This window comes from Glutamicibacter sp. FBE19, from assembly GCF_015524875.1.
GTDB lineage: Bacteria > Actinomycetota > Actinomycetes > Actinomycetales > Micrococcaceae > Glutamicibacter > Glutamicibacter halophytocola.
The window spans coordinates 221965-235648 of record NZ_JACKQN010000001.1 but is presented as its reverse complement, the minus strand read 5'-3'; the positions used below and the strand labels follow the sequence as shown (position 1 = coordinate 235648).

Below are 13684 nucleotides of genomic sequence, written 5' to 3'. Positions count from 1 at the left end.
CAGCACTCAGCCGAAGCGCCAAGAGGCGTAGGGATTCAGCTACTTCTTAAAGGCGGGAGTGGTGGCTTCGCACTGCACGCGCTCGCCCGGAGCACCGGTTTCCGCAGCGATTTCCTTGACTCCGTCAAGAAGAATTCGGCAGGTCGCGGTGCCACCTTGAGCGGGTGTCGCCGCGATGGAGGCATCCTTTTGAGCTGTCACCATGCTCTCCACCGACCAGATACTGCTTGCCTTTTTCTTTGCGTCGTCCGTTGTCGCCACGGAATCTTCTGTCACTTCGGTCGAGTCTTCGCCACGCTTTTCGGCTTCAAGGTAGGACACGTCCTGCAGGCTGTCGCCCGAGCCTCCGGCAACGGTGACTTCATAGGTCACGGACCATGCGTCAGCCGTGGCTTTGTCCCAGGATTCGACGGCGCCGCATCCGGCCAGGCCCGCGGCTAGCGCCAACATGGCGGTACTCGCCGAAACCCGGGCAACGCTACGAGAGAGATCGGAAGAAGAAAAGCGGCTCATTAAAGTCCTTCAAGAAATGTTGTTCGGTTTGATCCACTTTCAAGACTAGACGTGCATGCACCTGGGCGTCCTCATGGCCAAGAACGAGGTTTGACCGCGCTCCTTCCAACCACGGGTGGAGTTCCCCGGCGCTCAACAAGGCGGCTAGGCCTGGTGATAGCCGTTATCCACCATGTCGCTCTTCGGCGGACCCGGAAAAGTGCCGCACCGCCAGTGCCTCTGCACCATGTGGCGGAAGCCGGCAGATTATTAGTGGTTTCGACCTCGAGCCCGCAAGGAAAACAGAATACGGATTAACGTCGAAAGCCAATCACTGAAACATTAATCCGTGATTGGCTTTCGGCGTTTTTGGCTGATCTAGCGCAGCACGACCGTGCGCGAACCGTCCAGGAAGACGCGGTCCTCGCAGTGCCAGCGCACTGCATCGGACAGCGCCTTGCACTCGGTGTCGCGGCCAGCGGCGACCAGGTGCTCAGGCTCGTAGCTGTGGTCAACTTCCTGCACCTTCTGGGTGATGATTGGACCCTCATCCAGTTCGCTGTTCACGTAGTGCGCGGTGGCACCGACGGTTTTCACGCCGCGTTCGAAGGCCTGGTGGTAAGGCTTCGCGCCCTTGAACGATGGCAGGAATGAGTGGTGGATGTTGATGGCTCGTCCGCTGAGCTTGCGGGTCAAGTCATCAGAGAGGATCTGCATGTAGCGGGCCAGCACGACCAGATCCACGTCGAAGCGGTCCACCAGTTCCATCAGCTTGTCTTCTGCTTCAGGCTTGGTGGCAGCGGTAACTGGTACGTGGAAGAAGGGGATGCCGTTCCACTCAACCTGCTGGCGGTGATCCGGGTGGTTGGAAACCACTGCGGCGATTTCCACTGGCAGTTCGCCGATGCGCGAACGGAACAGGAGGTCGTGCAGGCAGTGGCCGAACTTGGAGACCATGATCAGCACGCGCTTCTTCTGGCCCGCAGGGCGCAGGCCCCAGCTTGCCTCGTGCTCTTCGGCCAAGTCCTTGAGATTGGATTCGAGGTCGGCGATGTCCAGGTCGTTGCCTTCGCTGGAAGAAATCTCGAATTCAATACGCAGGAAGTAGGTGCCGGAGCGCTGGTCGTCATGCTGCTTGAGTTCGCGGATGTTGCCATGATGAGTCAGCAGCAGGCCGGTGACCGCATGCACGATCCCCGCGCGTTCGGCACAGGTGAAGGTCAGGACGTATTTGTTATTCGGTTCGGTCATCGTGCCGCTCCTTGCATTCGCCGAGATAGCGCTAGCTTCGCCATGGCTCGTGGTGGTGATTGAGAAATAATGGTGGCGTGTTGTGGTCCTGGGACTGCAAACCGTCCTTGAGCGAGGCTTTGCTCCGTTGCTGGTTGCCGCCCCGGCCACCCTTGTGATCCCTGGCTTTGATGAGCCGGAAATCCTGATCAAGAGTCTGATATATCAATAGCTGATCACAATACTATGTGTGAGCCAGCACAGCGTCAACAAGATTTCTTCGGAGATTTCCAAGTTCTTTGAACAGTGCGCATTTCAGCGCAATTCTGGTCCAAAATGTGCCGAATTCGCGGGGAAAAATCAAAGATTCCCCGCGCAAGCGATACTCTGTGACTATTGCAAATGAGATTTGAACAGCGAAGAGAGCGAATTTTCAATGCCCACGGAATTCTCAAGCACCATTACGGAACAAGGCTCAATGGCGGACCGCGCCTACGCGGCACTTCGCGATCGCTTGATGCTGCTTGAAATCGCTCCGACCCACCCGATCCACGAACCGCAACTGGCCGAGGAACTGGGCATCGGACGCACCCCGATGCGCGAAGCGCTCAAGCGCCTGGAGACGGACCACCTGGTGGTTTCCTATCCACGCCGCGGAACCTTTGCCACGGCCGTGGATTTCCATGAGCTGAACTACATCTCCGAAATGCGCCAGGTGCTGGAGCCCGTAGCCGCACGCAACGCCGCCACCAACAGGGATCCAGAAATCCGCGCCCAGCTCAACGGCTATCTGGCGCGCATCGACTCGCTGGATCCCGCGCTCGACCAGCGCTCCCTGCTGCTGCTGGATATCCAGATGCATCGGCTGATCTACAAGGCCGCCGGCAATAAGCATCTTGAGGAAACCCTCGTGCGCCTGGACAACCTGGTGACGCGCATCTGGTGCCTAGTCATCGACCAGATGCCGCCCATTGCCGAACACATCAAGGAGCACTCGGCGCTGCTGCGGGCAATTCTGGACGGTGACGCCGATTTGGCAGCAAAGCTGGTCACCGAGCATGTCGCCCACTTTGAGCAGGCGCTGCGCAGCGCCCCCTAGCCCAAAGGCCAAGGGGCGCCGCTGGGTATTTCAATTACCTGCCGGCACCTTCCGGTTCCAGATCGGTATCCCGCTCCCCGCCCTGTTCATCATCCAGCTCTTCTCCTGCCGCCACTGGCGCCGCATCGGGAGCCGGCAGAATTACCGGCTCGTCGCCAGAAACCTTGACTATCGGCTGTTCCGAAGTCATCAGGCTGAAGTGCTCGCCGGCATGGCGGTCAATACCTTCATCCACGGCCTGCTCCAGGACTTCCTGGGCCACCTTTTCTCGCAGCACCAGCGGGTCGCGGCTCAAGTCCTTCCACAGCGCCACGCACAGCAGCAGCATCACGAGCACAAAGGGCAGAGCCGAAACGATGGTGATGTTCTTCAGGCCGTTCAGTGCGGCCGCCGGATGATCTCCACCGGCCAGCAGCATCACGGCAGCCACCGCACCGACCGAAACGCCCCAGAAGATCACCGACTTCTTGGTTGGCTCCTCGGCGCCGCGCTCGCTCAAGGCACCCATCACGATGGAAGCCGAGTCCGCGCCGGTGACGAAGAAGATCGCGATCAGCACGACGGTGAGAACCATCAAGCCGGTGGCAATCCATCCCGGAAGATTCAGGCTGTCCAGCAGGCTGAAGAGGATCGAGTCGAAGTTGATATCCGGTGCGCCGTCCACCATCCTGGTCAGCGCCTGGGCCATGTCTCCCCCGCGCTCTGCGCGCTCCTGGATGCCGATGGCACCGCCACCGAAGATCGCAAACCACAGCAGGGTGACCGCCGATGGAACCAGCAGCACGCCGGTGACAAACTGGCGGATGGTGCGTCCGCGGGAAATGCGCGCGATGAACAGGCCCACAAATGGGGTCCATGAAACCCACCATGCCCAGTAGAAAATGGTCCACGAGGACAGCCAGCTGGCCATATCCCCGTCGCCCGAGGAAGCGGTGCGCGATGCCATCTGCGGCAGATCGGCGATGAACGAGCCTACGGCATTCGGGATGACGTTCAAGATGAACAGCGTCGGTCCGCCGATGAAGACCACCAGCGCCAGCGCAACGGCCAGGACCATGTTGATGTTCGACAGCCACTGGATCCCGCGCTCGATGCCGGAGACGGCCGACGCGACAAACAGCGCGGTCAGGATGGCGATGATCAAGACCAGGATTCCCGAGCCCACGGAGTTCATGATGCCTGCGGACTGGATGCCGCCGCCAATCTGCAGTGCGCCCAGGCCCAGCGAACAGGCCGAGCCGAAGAGCGTGGCCAAGATGGCCAGGATGTTGATGGTTTTCCCGCCCCAGCCATTGACCGCGCGCTCGCCAAAGATGGAAGAGAACATCGAGGAGAACAATTGCGGGCGGCCCAGGCGGAAGCTGCCATAGGCCATGCCCAAGCCGACGATGGCGTACATCGCCCAGGGGAACAGGGTCCAGTGGAACAGGGTGGTGCCCATGGCGGTGCCCACGGCGGCCGACGTCTGGCCACCCACGGTTTCTGGTGGCGGAACCATGTAGAAGTACAGCGGCTCGCCGACCCCATAGAACACCAGGCCGATGCCCATGCCGGTGGCGAACATCATGGAGATCCATGAGACCGTGCTGAACTGCGGCTTTTCATCGTCCTTGCCCAGCGGGATGCGGCCGAAGTTCCTTGCGGCGACCACCAGGACAAAGATGGTGAAGACCGTTGCCGCGATGACAAAGACCCAGCCGGTTTTGGTGATGACCCAGTCAAGGGCGGTGGATGCGACGCTGCCCAGGCCGGCGGGCGAGACGAAGCCCCACACGATGAACGCGAGGGTGAGAATTCCTGCGATGCCGAATACCCAGTAGTCGGTGCCGCTGCTCAGATAGCGCCGGGGCCTTCGTCTTCGCGCCGAATGCAGCTCGCTAACGAGGTCTTTGACAGGTTGCTCAGTGCTCTTCATAGCATGTCCTTCAGGGAGGGGAAGAGGCGGGGCGCCTGTTGGGTGTGGTCCGCGGCGGCCGGCCTGTGTCCAGATCACGAGTGGCTTCATGATGCTGAGGGTGTAGAGGGGTGCGCCGGCCCGGGCCGGGCAGGCGCTGGCAGGCAACCGGGCTGGCACGCCAGCTCTCCAGCCCGGTTGCTGCCACGAGTTCAGATGGGTGCGTGTATCAGGCGCCGATCAGACCGTGCGGGTCCAGCACGAACTTCTTTGCTACGCCGCTGTCGAACTCGGCGTAGCCCTTCGGAGCGTCCTTCAGCGAGATCGCCGTGGCGTTCACGTTCTTGGCGATCGAGACCTTGTCGTTCAAGATCGCATTCATCAGGCCGCGGTGATACTTCATTACAGGGCATTGGCCGGTCACGAAGGTGTGGGACTTGGCCCAGCCCAGGCCGAAGCGCATGGACAGCGAACCGACCTTGGCGGCCTCGTCGACTGCGCCCGGGTCTCCGGTGACGTACAGGCCCGGGATGCCCAGGGAGCCGCCGGCGCGGGTGATCTCCATGATGGAGTTCAGCACGGTGGCAGGCTGTTCGGTGGCTGCGCCGTGGCCGTGGCCGCGGGCTTCGAAGCCCACTGCGTCAATGGCGCAGTCGACCTCTGGAACGCCGAGGATCTGCTCGATCTGATCGGCAGGATCGCCCAGCGCAACGTTGACGGTTTCGCAGCCCATGGCGCGAGCCTGGGCCAAGCGGTCTTCGTTCAGGTCGCCGACGATGACTACTGCGGCGCCCAGCAGCTGCGCCGAGGTGGCGGCGGCGATGCCCACCGGACCGGCACCTGCCACGTAGACGGTGGAGCCGACGGTGACGCCGGCGCCCACTGCGCCATGGAAGCCGGTAGGGAAGATGTCCGAGAGCATGGTCAGGTCCAGGATCTTCTCCATGGCCTGGTCGCGGTCCGGGAACTTCAGCGCGTTCCAGTCCGCGTAGGGGACCAGCACGTACTCGGCCTGGCCGCCGACCCAGCCGCCCATGTCCACGTAGCCGTAGGCGGAGCCCGGGCGGTCCGGGTTCACGTTCAGGCAGATGCCGGTCTGCCCGGTCTTGCAGTTCCGGCAGCGTCCGCAGGAGATGTTGAAGGGCACCGAAACCACGTCGCCGACCTTGAGGAATTCGACGTCGCGGCCGACTTCCACAACCTCGCCGGTGATCTCGTGGCCGAGTACCAGGCCTTCCGGTGCGGTGGTGCGGCCGCGGACCATGTGCTGGTCAGAGCCGCAAATGTTGGTGGCGATGGTCTTGAGGATGACGCCGTGGTGGACTTGGCGCCCGATGTTGGCCGGGTGGACTCCCGGGCCATCCTTCAATTCGAATTCCGGGTACGGGGTGTCGATCAGCTCGACTTTGCCCGCTCCTGCATAACTTACTGCTAGGTTGCCCATGCCAGACCTTTCGCATGAAATATCAGTTGGATACTAATCGGATGTAGGAAAGTCTCCTCATGTGTGTGATCCATGTCAATAGCGTTGCGTAGCAATCAGCGTCGGATGCCGTGGTTCCTGCCCGGCAAATCAGTCCAGTTCTTCGGCTGACCGCTGGGAAATAATTTCCTTGGCCGTGTCCTGCAGAATTTTCAAGGATTCCTCGATCATCGGAGAACCCAGGGATCCCTTGCGGGTGACCGCGACAATGCGGCGCGAGGGCTTGGCCACACCGGTAATGCGACGGCGCACCACATTATCGACGCTGCCCAAGGTGGCCAGCCGCGGCAGCAAGCCGACCCCCAGCCCGGCCCCGATGAACGCAATCATGGTTTCCCACTCCACTGCCTCATGGGCAATGTGCGGGGTGACGCCCAGCGAGGTGAAGGCGGCGACAAAAAGCGCCCGGTACACCGAGTGCTCGGCTTCGGTAATCCACGGATCATCAGCCAGCTGCTCCAGGGACACCGACTTGTTCATTGCCAGCCGATGGTCGGCAGGCAGCACCACATCCAGCGGGTCATCAAGCAGGACCGTCTGCTCGAACCGGGCCTGCACTAGAGTGCCGGTCTGCGACTGGCTGGCCACGATCACCGCCAGGTCGATGCGCTCGGAGAGCAGCAGGTCCAGGCAGCGCTGGGGCTGGGCCTCGACCAGCCGCACTTCCATCTCCGGCCGGCTGGTGCGCAGCTTGGCTGCCAGCGGGGCGAGCAGCTCGGCAGCCGCGGTGGAAAATCCGCCAAGGCCAAAGCTCGCCTGCAGCTGCCCCGAGGCGGTGCGCGAGGAGGCCATCAGCAGCTCCCACTGCGTCACAATCGAGTCCAGGCCCGCCACAAAGTGCCGCCCGGCAGCGGTCAGCCGCACCCCCCGCCCGTCCTTGATCAGCAGCTGGATCCCCAGGCCGCGCTGCAGCTCGCGCAGCTGCGCCGAGACCGCCGAGGGCGAGTATCCGGTCAGTTCCGCAGTCCGTGCCACATTGCCGGTGGAAGAGAAGACCCGGAGGGTGCTCAAGCGTGGATCAATCATGCACTAATTGTGCATGATTTCATTCGAAATCTTGCGCTTTTCATGGACACTAATTATTCCTAGTCTCGATTCATGCGGTTGATCATTTCCGTGATCCAGCTCACCGCACCACCACACCCCAAGGGCGCTCAGGCGCTGTGTTTCTAGGAGTAACAGATGACCGCTTCGGTAAGTGCCGCGCGCAGCACGCGTGGCAAGCTCGCTTCGACTGTGGAGACTCAACAGCTCGCCGAAATTACCGAACTCTTCCAGAACCGGCGCAAGGGCTTTTCCCTTGAAGCCCCGTTCTACACCGACCCAGCGATCTTCAAGGTCGAGATGGAAGCCATCTTCGGCACCCACTGGCTCTTTGCCGCCAGCGTGGCCGAAGTGCCAGAGCCAGGCGACTACGTCACCCTGGACTACGGTCCGCATTCGCTGATCGTGCTGCGCACCGATGATGGCGGGGTCAACGTCCTGCACAACGTCTGCCGCCACCGCGGCGCCCGGGTCCTGACCGAGTCCGCCGGCAGCACCGGCAACCTGGTCTGCGGCTACCACTCCTGGACCTACTCGCCCGAAGGCGACCTGATCCACGCCTCCTCCCCTGGCGAAATCGACTTCGACAAGAACTGCTTCGCTCTCAAGCGCGCCCACGGCCGCATCCACGCGGGCCTGATCTTCGTCTCCATCGCCGCCGAGCCGCCAACCGACTTCGACGAGGTCTCCGCGATCTTCGAGCCCTACCTGGCACCGCACGACCTGGGCAGCGCCAAGGTCGCCTACCAGCAGGACATCATCGAAGAAGGCAACTGGAAGCTGGTGATGGAAAACAACCGCGAGTGCTACCACTGCGATGGGCACCCGGAACTGGCCTGCTCGCTGTTCCCGACCTGGGGCCTGACCGATGAACTGGTCCCGCCGCACCTGGAAGAGGTCTGGGAGCGCAACAAGGCTGCCAAGGAGGCGCTGGAAGAACGCTGCCGCCGCTACGGGCTGCCCTATGAGGTCGTCGAGGAGCTCGACACCCGCATCGCCGGCATCCGCATCTCCCGCGAATCCCTGGATGGCGAGGGCGAGTCCTTCTCCCCTGACGGCCGCCGCCTGTCCAAGAAGCTGCTGGGCGATCTGCGCGACTTCCGCCTGGGCCGCTGCTCCATGCACCTGCAGCCCAACTCCTGGTTCCACTTCCAGTCCGACCACGTGATCACCTTCGGCGCCTATCCGATCAACGAGCACCAGACCCTGGTGCGCACCACCTGGCTGGTGGCCGATGACGCCGTGGAAGGCGTCGACTACGACCTGGAGAAGCTGACCCACACCTGGAAGCAGACCAACATCCAGGACAAGGCCTTCGTGGAACTGTGCCAGACCGGCGCAGGCAGCCCCGCCTACCAGCAGGGCCCGTACATGAAGAGCGAATACCAGGTCGAGGCCTTCATCAACTGGTACACCCAGCGCGTGCTGGAGCACCTGGCATGAGCGAAGGCGCAACCATAGTGGGAACCTCCACCGCGCAGCGCATCCGCGGATTGGAAATGCCATGGAACCGGGTGCTCAGCACCCAGGACCAGGCAGCCAGCGCCGCCAAGGCGCTGGGCCCCTGGCACCCGCAGGAGTTCCTGGCCGAATGCGTGCAGAACATCGAGGAAGCCGGCGGGCTGATGACCTTCGTCTTCCGCCGCCTCGATGGCGCGCCGCTGGCCTTCCGCGCCGGCCAGTACCTGAACATCGCCTTCCCAGTTTATGGCGACGGCGAAGACACGGTGGACCGCAGCTACTCCATTTCCAGCGCGCCCACCGTTCCGTGGACCTTTAATGTCAGCATCAAGCGCGACCCCAAGGGCCTGGTCTCCTCGTGGGCGCACGAGAACCTGCGCCCGGGCATGGTGCTGGATATGCTCGGACCGGTCGGGGCCTTCCACCTGGGCGACTCGGACCGCCGGGCCCGCTACCTGTTCTTGTCCGCCGGTGCCGGGATCACCCCGATCATGTCCATGGTGCGCACCATCCACTCCCTGCCCGGCCAGGCCGATGTGATCGTGCTCTGCCACGGAACCGTGCCCGGGGACTTCGCCTTCTGGCAGGAGCTGGAATACATTTCCAAGGTCGACACCCGCATCAAGGTGTTCTACTCCCTGGGCGACCGCGACAAGCCCAAGAGCTGGAAGGGCTTCTCCGGCCGGCTCTCGGCGAAGATGATCAACGAGGTCGCCCCGGATGCCAACGGCCGCAAGGTATTCGCCTGCGGACCCGAAGGCTACCTGAACTCGGCCACGCAGCTGCTGCGCGAGGTCGGGGTGGATGACACCTCGGTCTTCATGGAGTTCTTCTCGGGCGACCGCAAGACCCTGCTGGAATACCAGAAGGAAATCGTGCTCGCCGAGTCCATCGCCGAGGAAGTGGCCGAGTCGGTGGAGGAGTTCTACGAGAGCCAGCCGCCGGAGCTGGGCATGTACGAGCCCGACTACGACGAAACCGGCACCATCGAGGCCAGCGGCCAGGAGCTGATCGCCGTTGCTGCCGACGCCCCGGTGCCGGCCGCCGAACCGGTCGATGAGCAGCTTCCGCCAGATACCTCGGGCTTCGAGACCGTGGGCGAAGGCACCATCACCATGAGCTTCGTGCGCTCGGGGATCAACGTCAAGATCAACCCCGAGGAAAAGATCCTGGGCCCGGCCCAGCGCGCCGGGGTGCGCATCGGCGCCAACTGCCAGGAGGGCATGTGCGGCTCGTGCAAGGTCGTCAAGCTTTCCGGCGAGGTGACCATGAACCACCAGGGCGGCATCCGTGCCCGGGAGATCTCCGCCGGCAAATTCCTCCCGTGCTGTTCCACCGCTACCTCGGATCTGGTCATCGACGCCTAGTCGCCAGTTCCGCCACACACTTAGCCAACCAGTTTTAAAGGAGTCACCATGTCCCCTGTTTCCCCTCGGGTCATCATCATCGGCGCCGGCATTGTCGGCGCCAACCTGGCCGACGAGCTGGCCCTGCTGGGCCACACCAACACCCTGGTCATCGAGCAGGGTCCGCTGAGCATTCCCGGCGGCTCCACCTCGCATGCTCCGGGGCTGGTGTACTCCTCCAACCCGTCCAAGTCCATGACGGAGTTCGCCCAGTACACCATCAAGAAGCTCAGCTCCCTGATCGGCCCCGACGGCACCAGCTCCTTCCTCCCGGTGGGCGGCCTGGAGATCGCGACCAATGAAGAGCGCCTGGCCGACCTGCACCGCCGCGCCGGCTGGAACCGCTCCTACGGGGTCGAGGCCGAGGTCATCGACGCCGACGAGTGCCTGAAGAAGTTCCCGATGCTGGCCGAAGGCAAGGTGCTGGGCGGCCTGTTCACCCCGGGCGACGGCCTGGCCCTGGCCGCCAAGGGTACCGCGCTGGTCATGGAACGCGCCAAGGCCGCGGGCGTGGAATTCCGCGATCGCACCATCGTCACCGACATCGAGGTCTCCGGCGGCAAGGTCACCGCGGTGATCTGCGGCGAGGACCGCTTCGAGGCCGACATCGTCGTCTCCTGCGCCGGCTTCTGGGGCCCGAAGATCGGGGAGATGGTTGGCACCTCGATCCCGCTGCTGCCGCTGGGCCACCAGTTCGTCTGGACCACCCCGGCTCCATCGCTGGCCGGCGTCAACGAGCTGCCCAACGGCGCCAGCCGCCCGATCCTGCGCTACCAGGACCGCGACCTCTACTACCGCGAATGGGGCGACCGGATCGGCATCGGCTCCTACGCCCACCGCCCGATGCCGGTGGACCTCGATACCCTCAAGTCCTACCGCCCGGAGGAGATCACCCACGAGCGCATGCCTTCCTCGCTGGACTTCACCCCCGAGGACTTCGCCGCCGAGTGGGAAGCCACCCAGGAACTGCTGCCGGATCTGCGCAACACCCAGATCCAGCGCGGCTTCAACGGCATCTTCTCCTTCACCCCGGACGGCGGCTCGCTGGTCGGCCAGTCCAAGGAAGTCGAGGGCTTCTACGCGGCCGAGGCCGTCTGGGTCACCCACGCTCCGGGCATCGCCAAGGCCGTGGCTGAATTGATCGCCACCGGCACCTCGAGCACCGATTTGAGCGACTGCGACCTGAACCGCTTCGAGGACATGCAGACCACCAAGGAGTATGTCAGCGAGACCTCGCAGCAGAACTTCGTGGAAATCTACGACGTCCGCCACCCGCTGGAGCCGCGCACCAAGCCGCGCGCCGTGCGCACCTCCCCGTTCTACTCCCGCCAGCAGGAACTCGGCGCCTTCTTCCTGGAAGGCACCGGCTGGGAGCGCCCGCACTGGTACGAGGCCAACGCCGCGCTGCTGGAGTCGCTGCCCGAGGAATGGGCCGCTCCGGAACGCGATGCCTGGTCCGACAAGTTCCACTCCCCGATCGCCGCGGTGGAAGCCTGGAAGACCCGCACCGCGGTGGCCATGTTCGACATGACCCCGCTCAAGCGCGTCGAGGTCACCGGCCCGGGTGCCGGTGAACTGCTGCAGGGGTTGACCACCGCCAACATGCTGCGCGCCCCGGGCATGGTCAGCTACACCCTGCTGCTCGATGCCGCCGGCGGCATCACCAGCGACATCACCGTGGCGCGCCTGTCCGACGAGGTCTACCAGGCCGGCATCAACTCGAATGTGGATGTCGCCTACCTGAACCGCGAGGCCAAGAAGTTCAACGCCGCCAACCCGGGCAAGTGGGCCGCCGTGCGCGATATCACCGCCGGCACCTCGTGCATCGGCCTTTGGGGCCCGCTGGCCCTGGACGTGATGAACAAGGTCACCGACGATGACATGAGCAATGAGGGCCTGAAGTACTTCCGCACCAAGCAGATCTCCATTGCCGGCATCCCGGTCACCGCGATGCGCCTGTCCTACGTGGGCGAGTTCGGCTGGGAGCTCTACGCTTCGGCGGATGTCAGCGCCAAGCTCTGGGACGTGCTCTTCGAGGCCGGCCAGGAGCAGGGCATCATTGCCGGTGGCCGCGAGGCCTTCAACTCCATGCGACTGGAGAAGGGCTTCCGCTCCTTCGGCACCGATATGACCAGCGAGCACGAGCCGGAACAGGCTGGCCTGGGCTTTGCGGTCAAGGCCGCCAAGACCGTGGACTTCGTCGGCAAGTCGGCCCTGGCCGAGCGCGCCGCGGCGGCCACCAAGCGCCTGCGCTGCCTGACCGTTGATGATGGCGTCTCGGTGGTCCTGGGCAAGGAGCCGGTGTACGTCAACGGCAAGCCTGCCGGCTACGTCACCAGCGCCGCCTACGGCTACACGGTCCGCAAGCCGATCGCCTACGCATGGCTTCCGCTGTCGGTGGAAACCGGCGACTCGGTTCAGATCGAGTACTTCGGCAAGCCGATTGCCGCCACCGTAGTTGATGACCCGCTGTACGATCCGCAGATGGATCGCCTGCGCGGACTGTCGCTGGCCACTTCCGCCAGCTAGGCGCTAGCAGTAGAAAAGGCCGGGCAGCTGTTCACCATGAACAGCTGCCCGGCCTTTGTACCGCCAGAATGCCTGATTGCTGGGCCGAAGCAATCAGGATCCTTCGCACTGCAAAACCCAACGGGCTTTATTCTGGGCATCGCAGCGGGCCGATGCGGACCGCTGCGGCGGGTTTTCTCGCAAACCGCTTTGCTGCGCCCACCCGCTCCGGCAAGATGCGTTGCACATCTCCTCTTGGATGTGCTAATTGCCATGGCGATTTTCCGGGCACCGCAATGGCCAGGTTCTCAGGTTGCACTCAGCTTGGCATCGATGCTTCCGCTGCCTCTAGTACCTTGCTGATCTGGAAGGCGGTGCCAGCTGGCACTACCGACGCACCGTGAAACTGAGCAAAGGAGAGATCTCCATGGGCATTCTAGGATGGATCGTTTTGGGGCTGATCGCCGGGGCCATTGCCAAGGCCATTAAACCCGGGCAGCAGGGCGGCGGATGGATCGCGACGCTGCTCTTGGGTATCGTCGGCGCGCTCGTTGGCGGATGGATCGGCTCCGCGGTCTTCGATGTGGGAATCAACCAGTTCTGGTCGCTCTCGACCTGGCTGCTGGCTATTGGCGGGTCACTCGTTGTCCTCGTCATCTGGGGCTTGTTGACCCGCAAGCGCGCTTAGCTATCAAGACATCGACCGCGGGCGCGCCCTTTGAAGGGCGCGCCCGCGGTCAATAGTGATCCAGAATTCTCTGGGCCATCTTACGGCTTAGTCACGTGGGTCCTGTTGCGCCTCGCGGTCTGCCCGATGCCCGCTTCCCCGGGTTCGATTCGAGCCGTCGGCCGCTGCCGTTTCCTCACGGCTATGCTCGTGGACTTTTTCGAGCAGGCTTTGGACTTCATTGGCCCGGCCCGCCCAGTACTCGGGTTCCAGGCCAAGGCCGTTGGACGCTTCCGCTGCCATATCCGTGAAGCCATTGCGGTGGTCTTCAAGCGCGTTGTTGAGATCTTCGAACTCGTCATGGCTGACACTAACTTCAATGCGCCTGCGTGGCATTCAA

Annotated in this window: 11 protein-coding genes; 5 read left to right on the top strand and 6 right to left on the bottom strand. The window is 63.3% G+C overall.

The annotated features are described in order from the left end of the window. Positions 1-39: 39 nt before the first annotated feature. Together H6F58_RS01040 and purU are read right to left on the bottom strand one after the other, a co-directional pair. A complete protein-coding gene (locus tag H6F58_RS01040; RefSeq protein WP_195180877.1) occupies positions 40-513 on the bottom strand; it encodes a hypothetical protein in 474 nt (157 codons plus the stop codon). A 357-nt stretch (positions 514-870) separates the two neighbouring features. After that, a complete protein-coding gene (gene purU, locus H6F58_RS01035) occupies positions 871-1743 on the bottom strand; it encodes a formyltetrahydrofolate deformylase (protein WP_060702968.1) in 873 nt (290 codons plus the stop codon). A gap of 415 nt (positions 1744-2158) precedes the next feature. Here purU and H6F58_RS01030 point away from each other — a divergent pair, with 415 nt between their 5' ends. Beyond that, positions 2159-2821 (top strand): GntR family transcriptional regulator, encoded by a 663-nt coding sequence (locus H6F58_RS01030; RefSeq protein WP_146276819.1) that lies wholly within the window; start codon positions 2159-2161, stop codon positions 2819-2821. A 34-nt stretch (positions 2822-2855) separates the two neighbouring features. Here the strand turns inward: H6F58_RS01030 and H6F58_RS01025 are convergent, their stop codons facing one another. The 3 genes from H6F58_RS01025 to H6F58_RS01015 all read right to left on the bottom strand — a co-directional run bounded on the left by H6F58_RS01025 (position 2856) and on the right by H6F58_RS01015 (position 7224). Further along, complete coding sequence (locus H6F58_RS01025) at positions 2856-4736, bottom strand: BCCT family transporter (RefSeq protein ID WP_195180876.1); 1881 nt, start codon at positions 4734-4736, stop codon at positions 2856-2858. Between the two features lie 208 nt (positions 4737-4944). Beyond that, entirely contained in the window at positions 4945-6159 is a 1215-nt protein-coding gene (fdhA, locus tag H6F58_RS01020) for a formaldehyde dehydrogenase, glutathione-independent (protein ID WP_146276823.1), read from the bottom strand. 129 nt (positions 6160-6288) lie between these two features. Beyond that, positions 6289-7224 (bottom strand): LysR family transcriptional regulator, encoded by a 936-nt coding sequence (locus H6F58_RS01015; protein WP_060702970.1) that lies wholly within the window; start codon positions 7222-7224, stop codon positions 6289-6291. Positions 7225-7380: 156 nt separating this feature from the next. On the opposite strand from H6F58_RS01015, the gene H6F58_RS01010 reads away from it, so the two are divergent. The 4 genes from H6F58_RS01010 (at position 7381) to H6F58_RS00995 (ending at position 13305) form a co-directional block, all read left to right on the top strand. Then, the gene (locus tag H6F58_RS01010; protein WP_060702971.1) at positions 7381-8685 is read left to right on the top strand and encodes an aromatic ring-hydroxylating dioxygenase subunit alpha; all 1305 of its coding nucleotides are present in this window, start codon (positions 7381-7383) and stop codon (positions 8683-8685) included. Then, complete coding sequence (locus H6F58_RS01005; protein WP_060702972.1) at positions 8682-10070, top strand: iron-sulfur cluster-binding domain-containing protein; 1389 nt, start codon at positions 8682-8684, stop codon at positions 10068-10070. The genes H6F58_RS01010 and H6F58_RS01005 overlap by 4 nt, the downstream gene beginning before the upstream one ends. A 48-nt stretch (positions 10071-10118) precedes the next feature. Beyond that, positions 10119-12638, top strand: a complete 2520-nt coding sequence (locus H6F58_RS01000) for an FAD-dependent oxidoreductase (protein WP_195180875.1) — start codon at positions 10119-10121, stop codon at positions 12636-12638. Between the two features lie 406 nt (positions 12639-13044). Beyond that, complete coding sequence (locus tag H6F58_RS00995; protein ID WP_060702974.1) at positions 13045-13305, top strand: GlsB/YeaQ/YmgE family stress response membrane protein; 261 nt, start codon at positions 13045-13047, stop codon at positions 13303-13305. A gap of 87 nt (positions 13306-13392) precedes the next feature. Here H6F58_RS00995 and H6F58_RS00990 read toward each other — a convergent pair whose 3' ends face one another. After that, positions 13393-13680 carry a hypothetical protein gene (locus tag H6F58_RS00990; RefSeq protein WP_060702975.1) on the bottom strand — a complete coding sequence of 96 codons (288 nt, stop codon included), beginning with the start codon at positions 13678-13680 and terminating at the stop codon, positions 13393-13395. Between the last annotated feature and the right edge of the window lie 4 nt (positions 13681-13684).

Bases quoted from the DNA above. Each gene is read 5' to 3' on its own strand.
- H6F58_RS01030 (WP_146276819.1), top strand. From the start codon at position 2,159: ATGCCCACGGAATTCTCAAGCACCATTACGGAACAAGGCTCAATGGCG.
- purU (WP_060702968.1), bottom strand. From the start codon at position 1,743: ATGACCGAACCGAATAACAAATACGTCCTGACCTTCACCTGTGCCGAA.
- fdhA (WP_146276823.1), bottom strand. From the start codon at position 6,159: ATGGGCAACCTAGCAGTAAGTTATGCAGGAGCGGGCAAAGTCGAGCTG.
- H6F58_RS01015 (WP_060702970.1), bottom strand. From the start codon at position 7,224: ATGATTGATCCACGCTTGAGCACCCTCCGGGTCTTCTCTTCCACCGGC.
- H6F58_RS01000 (WP_195180875.1), top strand. From the start codon at position 10,119: ATGTCCCCTGTTTCCCCTCGGGTCATCATCATCGGCGCCGGCATTGTC.
- H6F58_RS00990 (WP_060702975.1), bottom strand. From the start codon at position 13,680: ATGCCACGCAGGCGCATTGAAGTTAGTGTCAGCCATGACGAGTTCGAA.
- H6F58_RS01005 (WP_060702972.1), top strand. From the start codon at position 8,682: ATGAGCGAAGGCGCAACCATAGTGGGAACCTCCACCGCGCAGCGCATC.
- H6F58_RS01040 (WP_195180877.1), bottom strand. From the start codon at position 513: ATGAGCCGCTTTTCTTCTTCCGATCTCTCTCGTAGCGTTGCCCGGGTT.
- H6F58_RS01025 (WP_195180876.1), bottom strand. From the start codon at position 4,736: ATGAAGAGCACTGAGCAACCTGTCAAAGACCTCGTTAGCGAGCTGCAT.
- H6F58_RS01010 (WP_060702971.1), top strand. From the start codon at position 7,381: ATGACCGCTTCGGTAAGTGCCGCGCGCAGCACGCGTGGCAAGCTCGCT.
- H6F58_RS00995 (WP_060702974.1), top strand. From the start codon at position 13,045: ATGGGCATTCTAGGATGGATCGTTTTGGGGCTGATCGCCGGGGCCATT.